Raw genomic sequence first — 22,911 nt, forward strand, 5'->3', positions numbered from 1 at the left:
AATGCCGGAAAGGAATTTCCTCCCGATCCTGTTCCTGGGCGCGGGCATCATGGGCGCGCCCATGGCCCGCAACCTGCACGTCGCCGGCTTTCCGGTCCGCGTCTGGAACCGGACTCGGTCGAAGCTCGATATTCTGGCTGCCTCCGGTGTTCCGGTGGCCGAGGACCTCTCGACGCTCGCGACCGAACGGCGCGTGGTCATTGCCATGCTGTTCGACGGCCAAGCCGTCGAGGATGTGCTGTTCGAAGGCGACCGGCATGGCGTTCGGCTGCTGGACAGGATGGCGCCTGGCTCGTCTCTCATTTGCATGAGCTCGATCCCGGTCGACACCGCCTGCAGTCATGATGAAAGGTGCCGCGCGCACGGCATTCACTATATCGATGCGCCGGTGTCCGGCGGCGAGCAGGCCGCGATCGCGGGCTCACTCTCGATCATGACGGGCGGCGACCTGGAAGCCGTCGATGCCATGGGACCCTTGTTCGAGGCCATGGGCACCACGATCACCCATATCGGCGGCGCCGGTTGCGGCCAGTTGGCCAAGCTCGCCAATCAGATGATCGTCGGCGTCACCATCGGAGCCGTCGCCGAGGCCCTGTTGCTCGCCAAGGAAAAGGGAGCGGATCTTCCAGCCGTCCGGCAAGCTCTCCTCGGTGGTTTCGCCCGGTCGGAGGTCTTGAAGCAGCATGGCGCGCGCATGATCGACCGGGACTTCACGCCCGGCGCCCATTCGGTGACGCAGCTCAAGGACTTGCGGGCGGCCGGCAGCCTGGCGCGGTCCCTGCACCTCGATCTCCCGATCGCTTCCATGGTCGAGCATCTCTTCGAGGAATTGTGCGAAGGCGGACGAGGCGCGCTGGATCACAGCGCGCTCTACCTCCTCCTGGAGGATCGGAAGATGGACGAGCGCCCGGCGAACGCAATGCCGTTGCGCCAAAGGGAGGATGCGAATGAGGCAGGCTGACAAGATTATCATCACGTCCGCGACCACGGGAGCGATGCACATGCCGTGCATGTCTCCCTATCTGCCGCTTACCCCGGAACAGATCGTCGAGGATTCGGTGAAGGCGGCGGACGCGGGCGCCGCTATCATCCACCTGCATGCCCGCCGGCCTGAAGACGGCATGCCGACCACGGATGTGAACGTGTACGAGGCCTTCCTGAAACCGTTGAAGGAACGCACGAACGCGATCATCAACATCACGACCGGGCAGCCGCATTTCGGGACTCCGGAGGAAGTGATCGAGGCGCGCCTCGCCGCACCGTTGAAGTTCGCGCCCGAAATGTGCTCGTTCAACATGGGTCCGATGAATCCGGCGCCATGGGTGCTTCAGCAAAGGCTGGAGGGCAAGATCAAGTTCGACTGGGAGCGGAGCTTCATGGCCGCTTCCAAACAGATGACCATGATCAACACTTATGCGCTGATGGAACGCATCGCCAAGGAATTGGGCGAGGAGCGCGGCATCGTGTTCGAATATGAATGTTTCGACATCGGCCATCTTTATGCTCTTGCGCTGATCGCGGACCGCGGCTGGGTGAAGCCCCCTTTCTTCGTGCAGTCGATTTTCGGCTTCCTGGGCGGTCTTGGCACGGAAGCGGACCATCTCGTGCACATGCGCCAGACGGCCGACCGCCTGTTCGGTGACGATTATGCCTGGTCGGTGCTCGCCGCCGGCAGGGAGCAGATCCGCATGACCACGTTGGGCGCCGCGATGGGAAGTCACGTCCGTGTCGGCATGGAGGACAGTCTCTGGGCGGGAAAGGGCGAACTCGCCCGCTCCAGCGCCGATCAGGTCGTCAGGATCCGGACGATCCTCGAACAGCTGAGCCTTGAGCCGGCCAGCCCGGACGAGGCCCGCGCGATCCTGGGTACCAAGGGCGCCCATAATGTCGGCTTTTGAGCGCGTCCGCGACGACTGAAGGAGTCCCCGTGCTGAAATTGTGCGCGAGCATGAATTTCCTGTTCACCGAATTGCCGCCGGGCGACAGGCCCGCGGCGGCCGCGGCGGCGGGCTTCGACGGCATCGAATTTCAGGATTTCTCCATCGAGGAGCCCGCAGTCCTCGCGGAGGCGGCCGGCGCAGCGGGCGTGAGGATCGTCCTGATCAATGTGCCGCTGGGCGACCTCCTGGACGGCGGCGCGGGCCTGTCCGGCGTGCCCGGCCGGCAGCGCGATTTCGCCGATGCCCTTGCGGCGACCCATGAGGCAGCGCTGATCCTGAAACCGGCCTTTATCAATGTCGGCGCGTTCCGGGCGGGCGCGGCCGGGACGCAGGCTTCGCTGCCTTTGTATCTGGAGAATATCGACAAGGCGGCGGCCATGTTTCGGGACATCGGCGCCGTCCCGCTGATCGAGCCGATGAACGGTCACGATATTCCGGGCATCTTTCCCGAGAATTTGGATCTGGCATGCCGGCTCGTCCGCGAACATTGTCCGCGCGGCGCCGGACTCCTGCTCGACACATATCATGCGGCAAGGCGAGGGGACGATGCCGCGAAAGCCTTCGCGTCCCACAGGGATGTCATCCGCCACATTCAGATATCCGACTTTCCGGCCCGCAACGAACCCGGAACGGGCGCGATCGATTTTCCCGAATTCTTTTCCGTCCTGAGGGACGCCGGATATTCCGGCTTCGTCAGCGCCGAATATCGTCCCTCTGCGTCGAGCGAGCAAAGCCTGGATTGGATGCAGCAGGCAGTCCCCGCCCGATAAAGGCGGGTCGCAACGCACGGCATCCAGGGTCCGGGCCCTGGTGGAAGCGGTGCATCCAGGCTTGGCTTTCCATTACCTCCGGGTCCTCAGATGGATTTCATCCGACTTGAAATCATTTTCATGGGTCCTGCCAGGGAGCGCCCAGAAGATTGTCGCTCCAGCCTTGCTTGGGCCCTTTCAATATGGTCGCCCGGAAGGGGTTGGATCCGGCCCTCAGCAAAATCTCCGCCTCGTAGGCATAGGCGTCGTTGCTGTACAATATCATGTTGCGCAGCATGTCTTTCAGTTCCACGACCAGAATGACGCTTGCGTCGGTCCCTCCGAATTTCTTGCGGGCGACATCTATGTCGGTGCTCCATGACGTCGCATCGGCGAACGTGTCGCGCTTGAGCACATGCGATTCGTAATCGTGTCCGGTTCCCATCGATTCGACCCATCCGTCGACACTTCTTCGGTAGATCTTGAGTTTTCGTTTGCTTCCCTCGTTCATATTCTCGGGTTTGCCGCCAGGCTTGTTGATGCCGCGGTAAAGCCAGATCGGCTGCCCCCCATTTTCCTCAAGCAGATCTTGGACGATATCGTCATATTCGTGGCCGAATTCCTTTCGTTTCCTCGCCGCTTCGGCCTCGACCATTCGGTCGAAAATCGCTTTCTTGAGCTTTTGGAGTTCCAGATTGTTGCCATGCGCAGCATTGCGGCGGTGGGCGGGCCTGTTGCCGCCCGGACGGCATTCGCTTCCCGAACTGCTATTGTGGACCCAAATGGCCGCCGCCTCGGCATTGGATCCGGCAGGCGCAGCGAAATAGCTGACCCAGTCATCGACGGAAAAATTATAGGCGGTAAAGCTTGAACCTGGAGCTGCCCGCTCGGTGCTGATCCGAACCACCTGGGCGGTATCACCGCGCGCCAGCAGCAGATTTTCCCCGGTACGAAGATCTTCCAGATCTACCCATGCTCGGCGATCTTCCGACCAGACGGGATGCGTGGGTGTTCCCACCAGTTTGAGCGGATCGCCGTCTTCGGTCTTTCCGTCGCCACCACCGCCATCGTGCCTGCCGCTTTCGCGAAGCCGGTAATAGAGGTGCGTGAACGTGACCGGCTTGGTCACGAATGTGCGGGTAACCTTCCGATACCCGGATGTTCCGGTTCGCTCGTCGCGCGAATAGACCAGATCCCCGACTTTGACCGTCTGGATGTCCTTCCAGCCGCCTTTGACGAGGATCCGGGTGTCGGCGGCAAAGCAGAGCGGGCAATGCTTGATCGACGATTCCTCAAAGCTTCCGCTGTCGTTTCGCTTGATGGCGGAACCGCCCGTGCCGGCGTCGGCAAATCTGGTTGCCGGCGGCGCGCGGTAGGTCGAATAGACGTTCATCGCCTTCGCGGCGACGCGCGAAATGGTGAAGCCCGCCGTCATGCCGATCGTGCCGAAGACGGCCGATTGCTTCATATTGTCGCCCAGCGCCTCCATGAAAGGCCGGTCGAACCAGGCATGATCGATCAATGTTCCGAAACCGACATCGGCTGCGTAGTCGGCGGCCAGCGACGTCCAGATGTTGCCGCCACCGACCGCGAGCCCCACGCGCGCGCCGGTCGCGGAGATCAGGAAGGTCGTCGCTGCCTGCTCCAGGTCATAGCCCGATTGGGTGTAGAGCGATGTCCCCCAATCCATGCCCAGGCCGATCGTGCCGAATGCCAGCGCCGGCCATGATGTGATGGTGAATGGCAGCGTTGCCATGCCCGCCATCAGGACGAACGAGCGGTTTTGGAAGCGCGTTATCGATTCACGATATTTGTCCTTCGATATATCGCGGTCGAGCACGTAATTGCGGTGGAAGTCGAAGATCGGCTGCCCCGTGGCCGCATCGAATTGAAGGCCGGCGAAGCCGTCGATGCGGATGCGATCGCTCCTGAAGGGCGCGCGCGTATTGGTCCCGGTGATCAGGATGGCGTCACCCGGGGGCGATTCCGATGCTCCGGGCCTGTCGCGTCCGGGCGGATCTTCCGATGCGATGCTGTGGGGATCGCCCTTGCCGTCCGTGAGGAGCGCGATCGATCCGCCGAAGCCTTCATGCAGATAATAAGTGTCCAAGGCCCCGCCGGGCGCCTCGTCGCGGCGTCGGTCCATTCTGATCAGGTCGTCGGCGCCGGTGCCATGATAATAGCGGGCAAGCAGGACTTCCGATGGGTTGTCGGGGTGACCGGTCAGCGTCTCGGCAATCGTGGCGGTGCCGTCGTAGATATAGCGGACGTCGGGAATATAGGTCGGACCCCATTGGACGAGGCCGCTGCTCCGTCCCGGCTGCCGGTTCTCGATCGCCACGCGACGGCCGAGCGGATCATAGGCGAATGTCGCCCATTGCTCGAAGCGATAGGGCTGCCAGCGGTCGCGGACCATCGTCAGCCGGTTGCGGTGGTCATAGGCGTAAAGGAAGCGGTCGTCCGCGAGCAGGTTTCCGTTCCGGTCGTAGTGGAATTCCTGCTTGTGGGCGTAGCGTCCTTGTTCGGCCAGCGCCTTGGCATCGGCAAGCGAGGGATCGATGTTGCCGGCAACATCCGCATTGACCCTCGAATAGGTGGAAGCGACGCGCCCCGCCCCGTTATAGGCGAGCGCGTCCGACTGCAGGTGCAGGATCTTCCCGGCATTGCGATCCTGGGGGGCAAGATCGTCGCGCAGATATTCGACGACGGTGGCTGGCCGGCCCGTCGCATCATAGTCGCGCAATACGCCGGACGTCATCGAAACGGCGGGCCTGCCCGGATGGGCCACGGCCGCCTGGCTGGTTATCGTGCTGATCGGGCGCTTTCTGGCATCGAGTTTCACCTGGGTCGTGAACAACTGTTCTGGCTCGTTCCTCAGGCTGAGAGTCTGGGTGATGGCTGTCGGCATCGCACCGTCGTAACTTGCCCGGCCGGTCCAATGGGTCCGGTAGCTACTCGGGCCCGCGCCATGCATCACGAAGATGTTGCTGAGCCTTTGTCTGGAGTCATAGACATAGCTGCTGGTGACGAAATTGCCGTAGTGGCGGGCGTTCAGATAGCCCTTGCCGGAATAGTCGAAGCGGGCGATCGAATCCCTGCCGCCGGCTCTGATCGCGACGACCCGGCCGGCTTCGTCCATTTCCCTCGTGATTGCGACGCGTCCCGCAATTTCGGGATAGGTCAGGGTCTGGCTGGCCTGGTCTGCGCTGACCCGGCTCTGCACGATCTGCGTGTTGCCCCGATAGGTCTGCCGATCCTCGACAATGTTGCCGAGTCCGTCATATTTGTGCTGCACGCTGATACCGCCGCTGGAAGCATGGGTCAGGCGTCCCAGCCCGTCATAGCGATATTCCTCCTGACTGAAGCCGCGATAGCCCGAATGGGTGGTGCCGCCCGCATTGATCCCGATTGTCGCCGGCTTGATCGAGATGGTCGTGGGATTGCCCCCGCCGTCGAAGTCGCGCTCGATTACCGTGCCGTTAGGATCCGTGGTCCTCACCTTGTAGCCGGCGGCGTTGAGCTGGTGGCGGATGGTCCGCCCGGCCTTGTTGTCGGTATAGGAAAGCAGCCCGCCCAGCGGGTCATATTGCCAGCTTTCATCCCGGAAGGGAGAGACTGCCCGAGCCAATAATCCCCCCGCCGTGTACGAATAGGTTTCGGTCTGGCCGCCGGCCTGGCTGGTCAGCCGCCTGCCATTGCCGTCGTAAGTCTGGCTGGTGAGTGCACCGGATTCGTCGATCGTGCCGCGAACATTGCCGAGACTGTCAAAGAGATGCTTGCTAGTTCCATCCGGCCCGGTCTGCTGGATCATGCGACCGAGCTGGTCGGTCATGAAAGTCCAGGTTCGCGTCACATTCTCTTCGGACCAGGCTGGGGCGCCGATCCGATAGCTCCGCGCCTTCCAGCTTTCGATGAGGCCGGACCTGCTGCCGGCGGCATCATATTGATGGCGGGTTATGGTGCCGGTGGGATCGGTCGTCGCCACCAGCCGGCCGGCGCCGTCATAGGCATAAGCGGCACTGCCCTTGCCCGGTCCATTTTTTTCCTCGAGATCCAGCGCCGAATTGTAGATCCATTGCTCCTCCACGGCGCCCGGGCTCGTCAGCAGGTGCCGGCGGCGGGATATCAATTGGCCCAGCTCGTCATAGGCGAGTTCGGTCTTCAGCAATGGCACATTGTCTTGCCGAGGCCCATCGCTCTGGCCGCTGTCGCCGCTGACATCGAGCCTGATGACATTGCCGGCTTTGTCCCTTTCGAACGTGACCAGGGCTCCTGCACCGGTGACCTTGCTCTTGGTTCGATCGAAGCCGTCATATTCATATTGTTCGTGCTGGGAATCGGGCCCGAAATAGGCCGTCATGTTCCCGTTGTCGTCGTAGCGATATTCCCTGGTGACCTGCCCCGCCGTCCCGGGCGCGTCGACCTGCTGCATGATCAGTCCGCGCGCATCATAGGTGATATTGCTGGTGACGGTTCCGGTCCCGCCGATTGCGGGCTGGGTGAGTGACACGATGTTGCCGAGCCCGTCATAGCTTCGCGTCAGGGAATGCTGGACGCCGGGACCCTGGCTGCGCGCGGTCGTCTGGCGATCCAATATATCGTAGGCGAAATTCTCCACCAGCACCGCCTCGCGGCCTGCGGCGGGTTTGGGGCCGTTCGCGACGCGGCTGTCGAAATTGTCCTTGATCTCGACGGTGCGCCGGGTGAGCTGTCCGTTTAGGTCATAATCATAAGTCGCCTTGTTGGCGAAGCCGGTGCTGTCCACGACCATCTCGGTCATCAAGTCGCGCAGATCGAAGGTGAAAGTATCGACGCGACCGCCCGGCATCGTCTTGCTCAGCACGTTCCCGCGCGTATCGACACTAAAGGTCGTGGTGCCCGCGGGCGTCGTCATCCGCGTCAGATAGCCGGCGCGATCATAGGCGTAGGTTGTGGTCCGGTTGCCGGGAGCCGTCTCCTCGATCAGAAGTCCATTGGAGGAAAAGGCGAAAACGCGCTTGAGCCCGGAGAGCGCCGGAGCGCCGGGGCGGCTGATGTCCGGCAGCTCGGTGGCATAGGCATTGCCATTGTAACCATTGCCCCTGTCATAGGCATAAGCGTAACCGGTCCTCGTACCGCGTTCGTCGATTTTCTGGTCGAGCTGGTTGTAAAGATCGTCATAGCCATAGCTTACCGACGCGGTCCCGCCGTCGCTCGAACGCCAGGTGATGCCGTTCAAATTCCCCTTCTGCAGATTGTTCATGTAGGTGACGTCGCGTTCCACCCAGTCGCGTATGGGACCGAGTGCCACTGGCCTGTTCCCCCCTTCGTAGGTGAAGGCGATGGCGTTGCCGCGCGGATATTGGATCCGGGTGATCTGTCCGTCCGGATTGTGATCGAACTTGTGGATCCAGGGTCCGGAGGAAAAGCGGTGCTGACCGGTTAGCGTCATCTCCTGGCGGACGGGGACGCCCGCCAGGCGCCTCAGCTTGAAGGCGATACGGTTCCCATTGGGGTCGACGACCTGCGCCTGGGAGACCTGGCGCCCGCCGGTATAGCTGAGGCGGTAAGTGCCGGTGCCCCATTGCTGGCTGGTCACTTGCTTGTTCTGTTCGTCCCAGCTGTTGACGAGATAGGGGCCGCCGCCGGCGGCCGCCTCCCTGGGCGCGGTCAGCGTTGCCAGCAGATAATCGCCGCCGCCGGTATAGCTATATTTGCGTTCGAGCCGCCGGCCATATCCAAGCGCAACGGATTGGAGCACGGGCTCCCGTCCGTTCTGGTAATTGAATTTCACCGTGCGTTTGGTTTCTTCCTCGGTGATGGACTCGAAGCGTGGGATGGGAAGCTCGCCATTGATCGTGGCACCGCGGATATTGGTGGCGATGGGTGCCTTGTCCCCCAGGTCGATGGTCTTGAACGTATATTTGCGGCCGGCCGTGTCGATCACCTCGGACAGCATCGGATTGTGGGTGAGCGGATTGAGATTGCCCAGGTATCGCAGCTCCATCCGGTTGTTGTGGCGATCGATCACGTAGATCATCTGCCCGTGGCAGTTGAAGACGTAGAGCATGCCGTTCTTTTCCCGCAGGACGTAGAAGATGCGCTGCGTGGAATCGACGTTCACATGCCTGCGGAACGGATGCTCCTCGCCGGGAAGCAGGATGTATCGCTGGATTTCATGGAAGGCGCCCGGAGGAGACAGATAGGCGGTTACCAGCGCCCGGAATTCGCCGCCATAATTGCGGACCTTGCGGGTGTCGGTGCTGAGGCCGGTATAGTCGTCCGCGCGTCCATGTCCGTCGTAGAAAACGAGGCGCGGCGTATCGACGTGGAGCCGTTCGAAGAGCAGATGTTCCGGCGTCTCGCCACTGCCATGCGCCACGATCCGCTTGTTGATGCCCAGATCCCATTTGTGGCCGATGATCCCGCCAGAAACCGTTTCCTCGACATTGCTGCGGTAATGCTGGCTGATCTGAACCGGGAAACCGACCGACTGCGTGTAGAGATCGGCCTCATCATGGGCAAAGGATCCGTCGTGGAGCAGCACGCCTTGCGCCGCCTTTGCCTCGTCCTGCAGCGCCGCCTGTTCCTTTGCCGGCTTCAGCCAGTCGAGCGGCTTGGGAAAGAAGACCAGTTCCCCTTCGATCCGGCAGCATAGCGCCGGTTCCTCGTCAATCTCCTCGCCGTAGATCGTCGGAGGCCTGGGCGTAGAGTGGATCGGATCGACGGGAAGATCGCGCGGATCATCCTCTTCCTCCCGTGCCTTGGTTTCGCCGAGCTCGCGGATCTGCGACGTCAAATCGGGTATGCGTGGCCCGCGCTCTCTGGTTGGAACGGCGATGACGCCGTCGGAAGGGGGCTCGGCCGCGTCCCGAACCTGGGTCCGGATGCGGTTGGCTTCCCAGCTGCTGGAAGGGCGATCACGCGGTGCCGGATTCGGACGGTCGCGCGGCGTGCTCGAAGGCGGTTGCTCCTCCTCCGGTGTCGAGGTTGGCTGCTCTTGCTCCGGAGTCGAGTGCGGCGGTTCCTCCTCGGGCACGGACCGGGGAGGCAGTTCTTCCTCCGTTGCCGAAGAAGGCGGCCCTTCTTCCCTGGGCATAGAGGCACGCGGTCGCTCCTCCTCGGGTTGCGAGGACGGCAAATCTTCCTTGGGTCCGGAGGCCCCGCCATGGTGCGGCGGCGACTTGGAAGATTTGGCCGGAGCAGGCTTGGATGGCGGCGGCGTCACGCTCCTCGGCGGCAATTCCTCGGCGGGGATGGTTTCCTCCGGCGGCATCACTTCGCTCGGCGGGAGCTGGGGAGGCACCACCTCTCGAGACCGGATCGCCTGCGTGGAGGGGTTCTCGGTCGACGATGTATCCGTCCGGAGAGGTATCTCCTCGGGGAGATATTCTTCCTCTTGAATGGTCTCGCGCGGCTGGCCGTTGGCAGGATGTAATGTGGTTGCGCTCCCCGCGACGAGTGCCAAAGCGAGTCCGGCGGAGAGGCCAGGCCGCATCATTTCGGTGCGCGCGTCATCGGGAGCGCGGCGCGCCTGCCGGAATCACGAGATCCCCGCGCGCCGCTGCGGCGCTGCCGTCGACGGAAGTGAAGTTCGCGCGTGCGATCCGCGCTTCGACGCCGGTTACTGTCAGGGTGCCGACCCGGTAGCGTTCCTCGCTCAGGATCTGACCAGTCGCGGGATCCGTAAGCACTTTCGCGACCCGTTCGACGTGAAGCCGATCCCCGGCGACTACACCCGCTTCCTGGCCAAGGTTTATGATCACCCCCGAACCCTCGGCTTCTACGACCCTTCCCTCCCACGACGTCGCTGCAAGCACCGTCGCGATCTGCACCACGGCGTCATGGAGCGCGCGCCGCGTCGCCTCGCCCAAAGGAGTCTTCGAGAATTGATCTCCCCCCAATGCAATGCCCTTATAGCCGCCGGAAAGGGCAATGCCGCTTTGGGTCACCTTCGAAGAGACCACGAAGGATTTCAGAATCTTCCCGGTGCGGCTGTCGACGATCCGCAGGTCCAGGCCCACTTTGCCCGTCTTGCGGGACGTCCCGAGGCCGCCGATCATGCCTTTCCTCGATCCCCCGATGCTGAACCCGCCGCCACTTCGGGGCGAGCCGAAGTCCGTCACCGATCCCACGATGATATAATGTGCGGGGGTCATCCGTTCGCGGCTCGGCGTGCCGCCGGCAACCTTCGAAGCTTGCAGCTGCTGTTCGTTGAGAATCCCGGTCAGCGTGCCTCGCTCGACCATCACGAACCGGTCCGTATTCGCGAGAGCGGTCGTCAGCATCGCGCTGACGCCGGCACCGACATTCCAATTTTCCGAAGCCTCGAACCCGCCATTCGCCTCGATTTCGCCTACGGCGACGGTGCGCTTCGGGCCAGGCACCACCGGGATCGGAGCAGCCGAAGCGGCGGGTTGGGCATAAACTGTTTGCGGAAGCAAGGGCGAGGCGAGGGCAATAACAATCCCGATCAGGGAAGTTCTCGCTCCGCATGCTGTGTGTCTCATCCCGCGTTTCCCGGTCGAGTGAAACGCATCACACGCCGGCGGCGAAGCCAGCCAGCAGCAGAGACATTTGCATGGAAAATCCGCACAATAGCAAGGAGATTATTTCGGGTTCGAAATGCCGGCTATTTCTCGAAATCCGCCCAGGCACTTAGCAGGAACTTGTTGGGAAATATTCGCTCGGCCCTTCCCACCCAATGGATCACCTCTTGCCAAGAAGTGCCGAGATCCGACGCCACGATCCAGGGAATCGCCACGCGTCGAAGGCCCGGGCGAGGGCATCCGCGAACCGCGCTCCTCATCTGTTTGTCGAGCGGGATATAGAAGTCCTCAGCCTCAGCCTTAGGTATTGCGCGTTGCGTTCCCCGTAATTGCCAGCACAATCTCCCTCGAGAAATCGACGCATTGGGGGATGACCACATGGATTTTCGCGACATCGACGGACCGACCCGCCGGGAAATGATCGGCGGGGCTGCGGCGCTGGGCGCGGGCGCGGCGCTGGTGCAGCCCGCGGCCTTGTTCGCCGAGGCCGGGTCGCTGGCCGACATCCGCAAGGCTGCGGAGGCGGGCAAGGAGGCCTCGATCAAGCGGATCAGGGACTGGATCGCCCTTCCTTCGATCGCCGCCGAAGACCGCAACATGCCCGAAGGCGCGGCATATTTCGCCCAGCTTGCCAGGGATGCGGGCTTTTCCAACGTCGAGGTCGTTCCCACCGATGGCCATCCCGGCGTTTTCGGCACGCTGGACGTCGGCGCGCCGCGTACGCTCGGCCTCTATTTCATGTACGACGTCAAGCAATATGACCCGGCTGAATGGTCCTCGCCACCGCTCGAAGGCAGGCTGGGCGAGCGCGAGGGGCTCGGCACCGTCATGCTTGGACGCGGCTCGGCCAACCATAAGGGGCCTGAAGCGACTTTCCTCGCCGCGCTTCATGCGATCCGCGCTGCCGGGCGCAAGCTTCCGGTCAACCTCGTCTTGATCTGCGAAGGCGAAGAGGAGATCGGATCGCCGCACATCCACCAGCTCGTCACCAAGCCGAACGTGCTAGCGGCGTTCCGCAAGTGCGACGGCGTCTTCATGCCCACCTGCCTGCAGGATCTGGAAGGCGGGGCGACGATCGAGCTGGGCGCCAAGGGCATAATCGAATTGGAACTGGTCGCCAGCGGCGAGAAATGGGGCCGCGGGCCGAAGAAGGATATCCATTCCAGCCTCAAGGCCATCGTCGATTCACCCGCCTGGCGCCTCGTGCAGGCCTTGCAGACCCTGGTGACGCCCGACGGCAACAAGCCCGCCATCGACGGCTGGTTCGAGAATGTCCGGCTTCTCACCGAAAACGAAAAGAAGATGATCCGGGAGGGCATCAAGCACACCAACGAAGCGCGGATGAAGGAGAATCTTGGCGTACCCCACTGGGTCGACGACCTTTCCCTTGAGGATGCGATGGTCCGTCTGATGCAGGATCCGACGGTCAATATCGAAGGGCTCGTCGCGGGCTATACGGGTCCCGGCGGGAAGACGATCCTGCCCGGCCGCGCGGTCGCCAAGCTCGATTTCCGGCTCGTTCCCAACCAGACGCGCGCCGAGGCCGTCAAGAAGCTGCGGGCGCATCTCGACAAGCGTGGTTTCAAGGACGTGGAGATGAACGTCAGCGGCGGCTATGACCCGACCGAAACGGACCCGAACAGCCGCTTGATCCGGGCCGAAATCGCCACCTACAAGAAATTGGGCGTGCGGCCGAACATCAGCGTCCGCCTGGCGGGCAGCTGGCCGGGTGGCAGCTTCACCCAGCCACCGGTGTCCCAGCCGGTCGGCCGCTTCGGACTGGGCACCGGCGGCAATGCCCATGCTCCGGACGAATATCTACTTATCGATTCGACCAATCCCAAGGTCGCCGGCATCGTCGATGCGACCATGGGCTATGCCGAATTCCTCTACACCTTCGCGTCCATAAAATAACGGAGGGGCCTTGTTCGCCGGTGCGGTTCGGCGTCGGCGACCCTCTTCATGACAGAGCCAATGGAAGGACGTAAAATAGTGCCGTTTTCACGCAGACAGATGCTTGGTGGCGCCTTGGCGGCGACGGCGGCGGCGCCCTTCATCAGCCGGCCGATCCGCGCCCAGACTTCCGCTTATCCGGCACGCACCTATCCCAGGCAGGTCGTCGATCTCGTCCAGGAATCGCTGGTGATCGATATGCTGGGCCCCATCAAGATCGATATCGGCCCGGCGCCGATGACGGAGAAGATGGCCGCTGATTTCCGCGCGAGCGGGATCTCCGCATTCAATCATGGGGTGGGGATTGCCGGCACCGACGCCCGCGACCAGGTGCTCAGCTTCTTCGCGCTTTGGCAGCATTATCTCCTGGTGAATTCGCACGTCTTCACCGGCGTCGACAAGATGGCGGACATCGTCCGCGCCAAGCGGGACGGCAAATGCGCCGTGATCATGGGGGTTCAGAATAGCGAGCATTTCCTGAAGGCCGACGACGTCAAATTCTTCTACGATCTCGGCCAGCGCTGCTCGCAGCTCACCTATAATTCGCAGACCCGGATCGGGTCGGGCTCGACCGAACGGGTCGATGGCGGCATCACCGATTTCGGGATTTCGATCGTCGAGGCAATGCACAAGGTCGGCATGCTCGTCGACGTCTCGCACTGCGGGGATCGCACTACGCTCGATGCGATCGCCATCTCGAAAAAGCCGATCGCGATCACCCACAGCAATTGCCGCGCGCTCAACGATCATCCGCGGCTGAAGACCGACGAGGCGATCAAGGCCCTTGCCGCCAAAGGCGGGGTGATGGGGATCAGCGGCGTACGCAATTTCGTCACCAGCAAGGACCCGACCACGGTGGCGAATATCGTCGACCATATCGATCATGCCGTGAAGCTGGCCGGTATCGATCATGTCGGCATTGGCAGCGACGCCGATTTGAACGGCTATGACGACATGCCGCCGGAAGTGCAGAAGGCGATGCGCGCCAGCCTGAAATCGAGCTATGCCTTCCGCGACAAACTGGACACGGACGGCTTCGATCATCCGCTGAAGATCTACGACCTCACCGAAGAGCTGCTGAGGCGCAATTATTCGAACGCGAACATCAAGGCGATCCTCGGCGGAAACTTCCAGCGATTGCTGACGTCCACCTGGGGCGGCTGATCGTCGGCCGCGCTGACGATGGCGGCTTCGGTCAGGCCGATTCGAGCGGCTGCCGGCGCGCGCGAGCGCGCAGGACGAAGAGCAGGGTCACGGGGATCAGCAGCAAGGCGGGCAGCACCAATATGCCCGTCTGGTAGCTGCCGGTCGCATCGTGCAGGGCGCCCCAGCCGATCGGCGCGAGGAACGATCCGAACATGCCAATGGTGATGATGGAAGCAAAGGCGACGCCGGCAAGACGGCCGCGGAAGAGATCGCCGGGGATGGCCCAGATCACGCCCTGGAGCGCGAAATTGGCGAGCGAAGCGAGGACATAGGCGGTCAGCGCCATCGCCGGCCCGTCGGCCATGGCAAGCAGGAGATATCCGGACGCACCGACGCCGATCAGCAACGCCGCCTGCCGGATACGATCCCGGCGCAGATCGGAATACCAGCTGCTTGCGAGCATGGCCGGCACGCCGAGCAAGGCGGTGGCACTGACGACATAGCCGATCCCCGTGGCGTCCAACCCGGTTTCCAGTTTCAGGATGGTCGGCGCCGAGAAATGAAAGGCATAATGTGAGCCGAGGAGGATGAAATTGGCCGCGCCGAGGATGAACACCCAAGGGTGGAGCATGGCGCCGAAGACCTCCTTCATCCGCAGCGCGTGCGTTTCAATGACAACCCGCGCCTCGAGCCAGTTGCGCTCGGCCTCGGTCAGCCAGTTCGCTTCGCGGGGTCGGTCGGTGAGGCGGAACCAGACGATGATGCCGAGCAAGATGGTCGGAAAGCCTTCCAGCAGGAACAGCCATTGCCAGCCGCCCAGGCCGCCCACTTCGTCCAGATTGTCCAGGATCAGTCCGGACATGCCGGCCATAACGGCGGTGGAGAGAGGCAGTGCGACGTAGAAGCCGCTGATTGCGCGGCCGCGATAGGCGCCGGGAAACCAGCGGCTGAGGAAATAGACCGCGCCAGGGAAGAAGCCCGCCTCGGCGGCACCGAGCAGCAGCCGCAATGCGTAAAATTGCCAAGGCTCCTCGACGAACATCATCGCGGTCGAGATCGCGCCCCAGCTAACGAGGATGCGGGCGATCCAGCGCCGGGCGCCGACCCGCATGAGGACCAGGTTCGACGGCACTTCGCACAAGGCGTAAGTGAGAAAGAACAAGCCTGCGCCCAGGCCGTAGACGGCCGCGCTGAACTGAAGATCCTCGTTCATCTGAAGCGCAGCGAAGCTGACGTTCAGGCGGTCGATATAAGCCAAAGCGTAGCCAAGGCCGAGCAGAGGGAGCAGCCGCCAGGCCGCTTTCCTCAGGGCGCTTCGTCCGACTTCGTCGGGAGCGCCATCCGCATTCTGGTCGATGGGATTCGCCGTCATGGCCGGACGGGCGCGGCAAGATGGATGCCTGCGCTGTTCGTGATGCTCACGAAGGGATCATCCCGGCCAGCAAAGATCCTATTTCCAGACCGCTGTTGCGACGCGGAGGAAATTCTCCCCCATGAGTCCGCGAAGCGCATCTTCCGAATATCCCTTGGCGATCAGCTGCTCGAGCAGTTCCGGCACCGCCGTCGGGCTGAGGAAGCCCCATGGCAGCTCGGGCATGCCGATTTTCTTGGAAACCTTGCCGTCGTAAAAGTCGAACAGCTGCTGACAATGGGCGGGCGTCATATAGTCCAGTCCGAAGGCGACGTGCTCCGGCCCGACCAGCTGGACGACATAGTCGATGTTTCGGACGACGGTTTCGACCGTCACCTGATGGGGCTCGCCTATGAACTGTCCCACGCCATTTATGCCGATGAAGCCGCCGGTTTCGGCGCAGGCCTTGATCTGGTCGTCCCGGATGTTGCGGGGATGGTCGAACAAGACGCGTGGATTGGAATGGGAGAAGATGCAGGGCTGCGTCGATGCCGCCATCGCGTCCATGGTCGTACGATAGCCGGAATGCGAACAATCGACGATCATGCCGACATGGTTCATCTCGGCAACGACGTCCCGGCCGAACGCCGACAGGCCGATGTCATTCTTCTGGGCCTCGATGCACCCGGTGCCGACATTGTTCTGGAAATTATACGCCATGAGCATCCAGCGCACGCCGAGCTGGTAATATGCGCCAATATTCGCAAGGTCGCGGCCGACCGGTTCGGTGCCCTGGAAATGGAAGCCGACGCCGATCTTGCCGGACGCCTTTGCCGCCCGGATATCGTCGACCCCGTCGACCAGCATGATGTCGTCGGAATAGCGGCCGATATTGTAGCGCATCTTGGCGAGGCCGGGATAGATCTGGGCTGGCGATGCTTCGTAATCCGTCGCCATAGTGAAGGAGACGAAGGAAAAGCCCGCTCGGTGGCGAGACAGGATCTCCGCTTCGAGGTCGGCCGGCGGCGCCGGCGCCAGCAGGTCGCACAATATCCCGTTCGCCAGCGACGGGATGTCGGCCAGGGTCGGGGGTTTCGATGCGGGGCTGGCAGTCATCATCTCTCCGCGCTTGCGCTTTTCATTCCCCGCCGGCGGTTGCGATGCCGGCACCTTACATTTCCTCATTTATGTTGAGGGCATCGCCGTCTGAGCAAACCAGTTTTGCTGGCTGTTGCCGTAGTTATTCTCACCAGCCCTGAACAAGATCTCCTGCGTCCGCCCCGTCGCCCACTTCGCCTGCATCGCTCTGATCATGGCGCGCGGCCGGAGCCGCGCCAGGCCCAGGTGCAGTAATTCTGGGTCTGGGCAGCAGGAATATTGATGTTGTGACTCGGGCAGGACCTTGTCATCACTTCATCTGATCGGTGGCGCAGAACCCGGCCGCAGGGCACGAAAAAGCATGCGCTCGAAATCGGCTTGAATGCCGGCGCCATCGGAGGGGAGGGCCTATGACGGAGCGACCGGCGCGATCGATTCTTCCCACCTTCTTCGCTCTGACGATCGCATTTTGTGCATTGCCCTGGGCGCTGATCATTTACAGCGGAGACGTGGGCGGCGGCGGTGCCGGCTATGTTTATGCATTGATGTGGGGTCCGGGATTGGCCGCCATCGCCACAATCTGGCTGAAGAAGCGCGACATCGGCCTGCTCGGCCTGGGCTGGGGCAGGAGCCGTTATCCCTTGCTGGGATATCTGATACCGATCGGATATTCGGCCGTCGCCTATATCCTGATCTGGCTGACCGGTCTGGGCGGTTTTCCCAATATGGAGAATATCGGCAAGCTTGCGGCGGGCCTGGGCTGGGGCATTACGGATCCGGCCCTGTTCATTCCTCTTTTCATCCTGTTCATCGGCACGACCTCGATGCTGACGGGTATCGCCTCCGGCCTTGGCGAAGAAATCGGCTGGCGCGGGTTCATGGCGCCGCAATTGGTGCAGCGCTTCGGCTTCACCAGCGCCGGCCTTCTCGGCGGACTCGTCTGGGCGGCTTGGCATTTTCCGCTGATTCTCTTCGCCAATTACAATTTCGGTGCGCCGGCCTGGTATTCCATTTTCTGCTTCACGATCATGGTGACCTTCGTCGGTTTCATCATGCAGTGGCTGCGCCTTGAGTCCGGAAGCGTGTGGCCGGCCGCGATCATGCATGGCAGCCACAACGTCTTCATCCAGACGATTTTCACGCCGCTCACTTTCGCGCGCGGCGATCAGACCGCCTATGCGATCGACGAATTCGGCTTCATGCTTCCGATCGTCACCGGCGTCGTCGCTTTCTATCTCTGGACCAAGCGCGACCATGCCGTCGCTGCCATGAACGAACGAATCGCGCGGACGGGAAATCCATGAACCGTTGCCGACCGCGATCGAACTGAACCCGATACCAAGATTTTCGCCGCGGGACGATCGGACCGGCGGACGTGACAGAGGAGAAGAGCCGTGAACGCAAGGCAGTTGAGACATTGGGTCATCGCCCTCCTGTTCGCTTTCTCTTCGGCAGGTGCGGGCGGCTTCGCTTTCGCGCAAACACGGTCTGCGCCGCCCGACGATACGGTCAGCCTCAAGGACATTCCCGAAAGTTTCGAGAATAAGGCGCCCGAAGCGGATTTCATCAAGCGCGTGGAAATGGTGCCGATGCGCGATGGCGTGAAGCTCTATACCGTCATTTTCATTCCGAAGGGTGCGCGCAACACGCCGATCATCCTGACCCGCACGCCTTATGATGCGGCCGGCCGTTCCAGCCGCTCCGTCAGTCCCTCGATGCTGGAAACGCTGCCGCTCGGTGACGAGGAGATCGTGGAACAAGGCTATATCCGCGTGTACCAGGACGTTCGCGGCAAATATGGGTCGGAGGGGGATTATGTCCTGACCTGGCCGTTGCGCGGCCCGCTCAATCCGACATCGAACGATCACAGCACCGACGCCTGGGACACGATCGACTGGCTGGTCAAGAACGTGCCGGAATCGAATGGCCGTGTCGGTATGATCGGCTCTTCCTACGAAGGATTCACCGCCATCATGGCGCTGTTCGATCCGCACCCGGCGCTGCGGGCGGTGGTTCCGGAAAGCCCGCTCGTCGATGCCTGGATGGGCGACGACTGGTTTCACTACGGCGCTTTCCGCAACATCATGCTGGGCTATATCCAGATGCAGACGGCGCAGCGCGGCCACGGCGCCGTGACGCCCAGCTACATCTACGACAAATATGAAGAGATGCTTCGTGCCGGATCGACCGGCGATTATCTGCGCGCGCATGGGCTCGACAAGCTGCCCTGGATCAAGCGGCTGCTCGCCCACCCGGCTTATGACGGCTTCTGGCAGGGCCAGGCGCTCGACAAATTGCTCGCCGCGCGTCCCTCGACGGTTCCGACGCTTTGGGAACAGGGCCTTTGGGACCAGGAGGATATGTGGGGCGCCAACCAGAGCTGGCGGGCGCTGACGGCGGCTGGCCATGGTGCCAACAACTGGCTGGTTCTTGGTCCATGGTCGCACAGCCAGATCAACGGCAAAGGCTATTCGCTCGGACCGCTCTCGTGGGAAGGCGACACCGCGAAACAGTATCGCCGCGATATGGTGATGCCGTTTTTCAACCAATTTCTGCGTGACGGGCCGCCGGCCAATCTCGCTCGGGTGACGGTCTACAATACTGGCAAGAACGAATGGGAGCATTTCGACGACTGGCCGGTGGCATGCCAGAGCGGCTGCGCCACGCCGATGACGCCCCTCTATCTCAAGGCCGATTACGCGCTGTCCTTCGATCGCCCGACGGAAGCCAAGGCCAGCGACAAATATGTGAGCGATCCCGCCAAGCCGGTGCCGTTCCTGCCGCGCCCGGTCCTCGATCCTTTCTTCGGATATGGCAGCACCGGGGAAGGCTATAAGCCCTGGAGCAAATGGCTCGTCGAGGACCAGAGGTTCGTCGACAGCCGCCCCGACGTGCTGGTCTATGAAACCCCGGTGCTGGACAAGGAGGTCCATGTGCAGGGCATTCCGATCGCGGACATTCTTGCGGCGACGACCGGCACCGACGGCGACTTCGTCGTCAAGCTGATCGATGTCTATCCCGCGCAATATCCGTCCAATCCGTCGATGGGCGGATATCAGCTGTCAATCTCTCAGGACATTTTCCGCGGCCGCTATCGGAAGAGCTTCGAACATCCGAGCGCCATTCCCGCCAATGTGGCGCAACGCTATCGCTTCGAACTGCCCAATGTGAACCACGTCTTCAAACCGGGCCACAGGATCATGGTCCATATCCAGTCGTCGCAATTCCCGCTTTATGATCGCAATCCGCAAACCTTCGTGCCCAACATTTTCAACGCGAAGCCCGGCGATTATCGTCCGGCGACCATTTCGATCCTTCGGTCCCGGGAGCAATCCTCGGCGGTCTGGCTGCCGGTGGTGAAGCCCTAAACATTTGAATGGAGCCTGATTCACGCCTCGGTGGAAGCGCGAAGCGCTTCCACCTCAAACGACCAGGCTCCAGCGGCTGGTCGTTAAGGTGGACCAGGCTCTATTGGAATGCCGGCGTTTCACAATTGGAGAAAAGGACCGGTTCGGACGATGGTCAGGCGGCCCGGCGCGCCTTTCCCTGACCGGCATCGTCGATCGAACCGATGCCGGGACCTTCATCGTCCCCGGCAGATGCCGTCTCGTCGCCATCGAGGGCGGCGCCCGCTTCCGCCGTCACCCAATCGACGAACGAAGCGGCCGCATCGGATAGCGGGACGGCCGATTTGGTGAGGAGATGGAACTGGTTCGGGGAGCGCACCCGGCACGGGGACAATAGCTGCAATTCTCCGCGGCGAAGATGGCCGTGGATCAGCGAACTGTGTCCGATCATGAAGCCACGGCCCTGGACGGTCGCATCGATCACCATCGAATAGAGGGAGAAGATTTCCGTCCTTAGTTCGGCGGGCCGAGATATGCCTGCCCCACCTAGCCAGTGATCCAGATCGTCGGCCCAGAACGAATCGACCATCTGCGCCGCACCCTCGATCAGGCCGTCGGGGCCCAGGCGCGACTCGGCAAGCAACGCCGGGCTGGCGACCGCGACGAGCTCGTCGACGAAAAGCTGCCGGCTCGTGCAGCCGGGATAAGGCGGCTTGCCGTGACGCAACGCGACGTCGAACTGCGAGGTTCGCAGGTCCACGATATTGCCGTCGGCCCAGATCTCGACCGAAATATGGGGGTGCAGCGCATAGAATGCGTTCATACGCGGACCCAGCCAAAGCTGGGCAAGCGCCGGCATGGCGGTCAATCGAACGATCTGGCTGCCGCCGGCCGACGCGACCTCCCGGGTCGCGCAGTTGAGAATGTCGAGTGCCGGGAGGACCTGTTGCGCATAGCGCCGGCCGATGGCCGTCAGTTCGACGCCCTGCGGATGGCGCGTGAACAGTTCCAGGCCGAAATAGGCTTCGAGCGACTTGATCCGCTGGCTGACCGCGCCCGGCGATACGCAAAGCCGCTCCGCAGCCATAGAGAAGCTCTCCGTGCTGGCGGTTTCAGCGAAGACCCGGATCCAGTCGAGGCTTGGTAGCGCCCGTCGCATCAGCCTCCATGTCCTCCCCGCCTGCAATCCGCCACGCCGATACTCCAATACGCTCGTGGCCGTCGACTCGCCGACGGCTGAAGTGGAAACTAACATAGGATCGCCGGATGCCAAAGGCATCGGGTGGCCGGGCCGTCCGCATCGGCAGGCTGGCGGCGGCTTCGGCAGGCCCTGACCATTAGAAGTTCTGCACCTTCCCCCCGAATAAGTGATTTGCACGGAAGGTGATTTTTCGGGCTTTGTCCGGCGCAGATTCGAAAGGCCTCCTCACGCTATGAAGACCGAAGACCACATATTCTCCAGCGCGCAGCGCAGCCCGGGGTCGGAAACGGCGCCGACCATAGCCGAACTCACCCGCAATCTGATCCGCTACGGCTCGAAATTCCTGCCCTGCATCGTCGAGCGCGCCTCCGGCGCGATGCTCTATGACGAACAGGGCAAGGCCTTCCTGGATTTCACCTCCGGCCAGATGAGCGCCATCCTCGGTCATGCCCATCCGGAAATCGTTGCGACGATGGCGGAGGCCGCGCGCGAGCCGGTCCATCTTTACTCCGGACTGCTCAGTCGCCCGGTGCTCGAGCTGGCGGAAGTGCTCGCGGAGTTGCTGGGCCCCAAGCTCACCAAGGCCCTGATGCTGAGCACCGGGGCGGAATCCAACGAGGCGGCATTGCGCCTCGCCAAACTCTATACTGGCGGGCATGAGGTCGTTGCCTTCGACCATGCGTGGCATGGCATGACTGGCGCCACCTTTCCGACCACCTTCTCGGCCAAGCGTCGCGGCTATGGCCCGCCGATGCCGGGCGTGATGGCGATCCCGACGCCCTACGTCTATCGTCGCCCCGAATGGGCCGGCGAGAATTTCGAGCTCGACATGCTGGATTTCGCCTTCGACCTCGTCGACCGGCAGAGCGTCGGCTCGCTCGCGGCGGTCCTGGTCGAGCCGATCCTCAGCTCGGGCGGCGTGATCGAACCGCCGCTCGGCTATCTCGCCCGATTGCAGGAAAAGTGCCGCGAACGCGGCATGCTGCTGATCGCCGATGAAGCCCAGACCGGGCTGGGGCGTACGGGGGCGATGTTCGCCTGCGAACATCATGGCATCGTTCCGGACATCATCACGCTGTCCAAGACGCTCGGCGCCGGGCTGCCGCTGGCGGCCACCATCACCACGCCGGAGATCGAGGAAAAATGCCATGAACGCGGCTTCCTCTTCTACACCACCCACGTTTCCGACCCGTTCCCTGCCCGGATCGGACTGAAGGCGGTCGAGATCATCCTGCGCGACCAATTGACGGATCATGCGGCGCGCATGGGCGAGCGCCTCGACGCGGGCCTGCGCGCCCTGCAGCAGAATCACGAATGTATCGGCGATGTCCGGGGCAGGGGATTGCTGGCGGGCATAGAATTCGTCGGCGACCGCCAGACCAAGCGCGCCGTGCCCGCTTTCGGTGCTGCGGTGTCGAGGCGCTGCTTCGAACTCGGGATGAACATCAATATCGTCCAATTGCCCGGAATGGGTGGGGTGATGCGGATGGCGCCACCGCTGACGATCACGCCGCAGGAGATCGATCTGGGCGTCGAGATTATCGGCCGTGCCATCGGTGACTGCCTGGACGCGGGGCTGCTGGACAAAAGATGAAGCC

At 62.4% G+C, this 22,911-nt stretch carries 13 protein-coding genes; 8 read left to right on the plus strand and 5 right to left on the minus strand.

Annotated elements, in window-relative coordinates; all coding sequences use genetic code 11:
* The first annotated feature begins 1 nt into the window (after position 1).
* From RQX22_RS07630 to RQX22_RS07640, 3 genes are read left to right on the plus strand one after another with little or no spacing between them, the layout of a single operon-like run.
* Positions 2-961, plus strand: a complete 960-nt coding sequence (locus RQX22_RS07630; protein WP_315725184.1) for an NAD(P)-dependent oxidoreductase — start codon at positions 2-4, stop codon at positions 959-961.
* Positions 948-1,898, plus strand: a complete 951-nt coding sequence (locus RQX22_RS07635) for a beta-keto acid cleavage family enzyme (RefSeq protein WP_315725186.1) — start codon at positions 948-950, stop codon at positions 1,896-1,898. Before RQX22_RS07630 ends, RQX22_RS07635 begins: the two co-directional genes overlap by 14 nt.
* A 29-nt stretch (positions 1,899-1,927) precedes the next feature.
* Complete coding sequence (locus RQX22_RS07640) at positions 1,928-2,710, plus strand: TIM barrel protein (protein WP_315725188.1); 783 nt, start codon at positions 1,928-1,930, stop codon at positions 2,708-2,710.
* Between the two features lie 118 nt (positions 2,711-2,828).
* Here RQX22_RS07640 and RQX22_RS07645 read toward each other — a convergent pair whose 3' ends face one another.
* Positions 2,829-10,169 (minus strand): polymorphic toxin-type HINT domain-containing protein, encoded by a 7,341-nt coding sequence (locus RQX22_RS07645; protein ID WP_315725190.1) that lies wholly within the window; start codon positions 10,167-10,169, stop codon positions 2,829-2,831.
* 13 nt (positions 10,170-10,182) lie between these two features.
* On the minus strand, positions 10,183-11,112 hold the full coding sequence (locus tag RQX22_RS07650) for a CsgG/HfaB family protein (protein ID WP_315725191.1): 930 nt from the start codon (positions 11,110-11,112) through the stop codon (positions 10,183-10,185).
* 483 nt (positions 11,113-11,595) lie between these two features.
* Between RQX22_RS07650 and RQX22_RS07655 the strand changes: the two genes are divergently transcribed.
* Complete coding sequence (locus tag RQX22_RS07655) at positions 11,596-13,131, plus strand: M20/M25/M40 family metallo-hydrolase (protein ID WP_315725193.1); 1,536 nt, start codon at positions 11,596-11,598, stop codon at positions 13,129-13,131.
* A 78-nt stretch (positions 13,132-13,209) separates the two neighbouring features.
* Positions 13,210-14,334, plus strand: a complete 1,125-nt coding sequence (locus RQX22_RS07660; RefSeq protein WP_315725195.1) for a dipeptidase — start codon at positions 13,210-13,212, stop codon at positions 14,332-14,334.
* A 31-nt stretch (positions 14,335-14,365) separates the two neighbouring features.
* On the opposite strand, the gene RQX22_RS07665 is transcribed toward RQX22_RS07660, so the two are convergent.
* A complete protein-coding gene (locus RQX22_RS07665; RefSeq protein WP_315725197.1) occupies positions 14,366-15,688 on the minus strand; it encodes an MFS transporter in 1,323 nt (440 codons plus the stop codon).
* Between the two features lie 78 nt (positions 15,689-15,766).
* Positions 15,767-16,837: a dipeptidase gene (locus tag RQX22_RS07670; RefSeq protein ID WP_315725199.1), complete on the minus strand. Its 1,071-nt coding sequence runs from the start codon at positions 16,835-16,837 to the stop codon at positions 15,767-15,769.
* 338 nt (positions 16,838-17,175) lie between these two features.
* Here RQX22_RS07670 and RQX22_RS07675 point away from each other — a divergent pair, with 338 nt between their 5' ends.
* Both RQX22_RS07675 and RQX22_RS07680 read left to right on the plus strand, forming a co-directional pair.
* A complete protein-coding gene (locus RQX22_RS07675) occupies positions 17,176-18,069 on the plus strand; it encodes a CPBP family glutamic-type intramembrane protease (protein ID WP_315725201.1) in 894 nt (297 codons plus the stop codon).
* Positions 18,070-18,159: 90 nt separating this feature from the next.
* Positions 18,160-20,133 carry a CocE/NonD family hydrolase gene (locus RQX22_RS07680; protein ID WP_315725202.1) on the plus strand — a complete coding sequence of 658 codons (1,974 nt, stop codon included), beginning with the start codon at positions 18,160-18,162 and terminating at the stop codon, positions 20,131-20,133.
* Between the two features lie 154 nt (positions 20,134-20,287).
* Here RQX22_RS07680 and RQX22_RS07685 read toward each other — a convergent pair whose 3' ends face one another.
* Positions 20,288-21,271, minus strand: a complete 984-nt coding sequence (locus RQX22_RS07685) for a LysR substrate-binding domain-containing protein (RefSeq protein WP_315725204.1) — start codon at positions 21,269-21,271, stop codon at positions 20,288-20,290.
* A 274-nt stretch (positions 21,272-21,545) separates the two neighbouring features.
* On the opposite strand from RQX22_RS07685, the gene RQX22_RS07690 reads away from it, so the two are divergent.
* On the plus strand, positions 21,546-22,907 hold the full coding sequence (locus RQX22_RS07690) for an aspartate aminotransferase family protein (RefSeq protein ID WP_315725206.1): 1,362 nt from the start codon (positions 21,546-21,548) through the stop codon (positions 22,905-22,907).
* The last annotated feature ends 4 nt before the right edge of the window (positions 22,908-22,911 follow it).

Origin of the sequence: Sphingosinicella rhizophila, assembly GCF_032378825.1 — a bacterium.
Lineage (GTDB): Bacteria > Pseudomonadota > Alphaproteobacteria > Sphingomonadales > Sphingomonadaceae > Allosphingosinicella > Allosphingosinicella rhizophila.

Bases quoted from the DNA above. Each gene is read 5' to 3' on its own strand.
- RQX22_RS07630 (WP_315725184.1), top strand. From the start codon at position 2: ATGCCGGAAAGGAATTTCCTCCCGATCCTGTTCCTGGGCGCGGGCATC.
- RQX22_RS07635 (WP_315725186.1), top strand. From the start codon at position 948: ATGAGGCAGGCTGACAAGATTATCATCACGTCCGCGACCACGGGAGCG.
- RQX22_RS07645 (WP_315725190.1), bottom strand. From the start codon at position 10,169: ATGATGCGGCCTGGCCTCTCCGCCGGACTCGCTTTGGCACTCGTCGCG.
- RQX22_RS07655 (WP_315725193.1), top strand. From the start codon at position 11,596: ATGGATTTTCGCGACATCGACGGACCGACCCGCCGGGAAATGATCGGC.
- RQX22_RS07665 (WP_315725197.1), bottom strand. From the start codon at position 15,688: ATGACGGCGAATCCCATCGACCAGAATGCGGATGGCGCTCCCGACGAA.
- RQX22_RS07675 (WP_315725201.1), top strand. From the start codon at position 17,176: ATGACGGAGCGACCGGCGCGATCGATTCTTCCCACCTTCTTCGCTCTG.
- RQX22_RS07685 (WP_315725204.1), bottom strand. From the start codon at position 21,271: ATGCGACGGGCGCTACCAAGCCTCGACTGGATCCGGGTCTTCGCTGAA.
- RQX22_RS07690 (WP_315725206.1), top strand. From the start codon at position 21,546: ATGAAGACCGAAGACCACATATTCTCCAGCGCGCAGCGCAGCCCGGGG.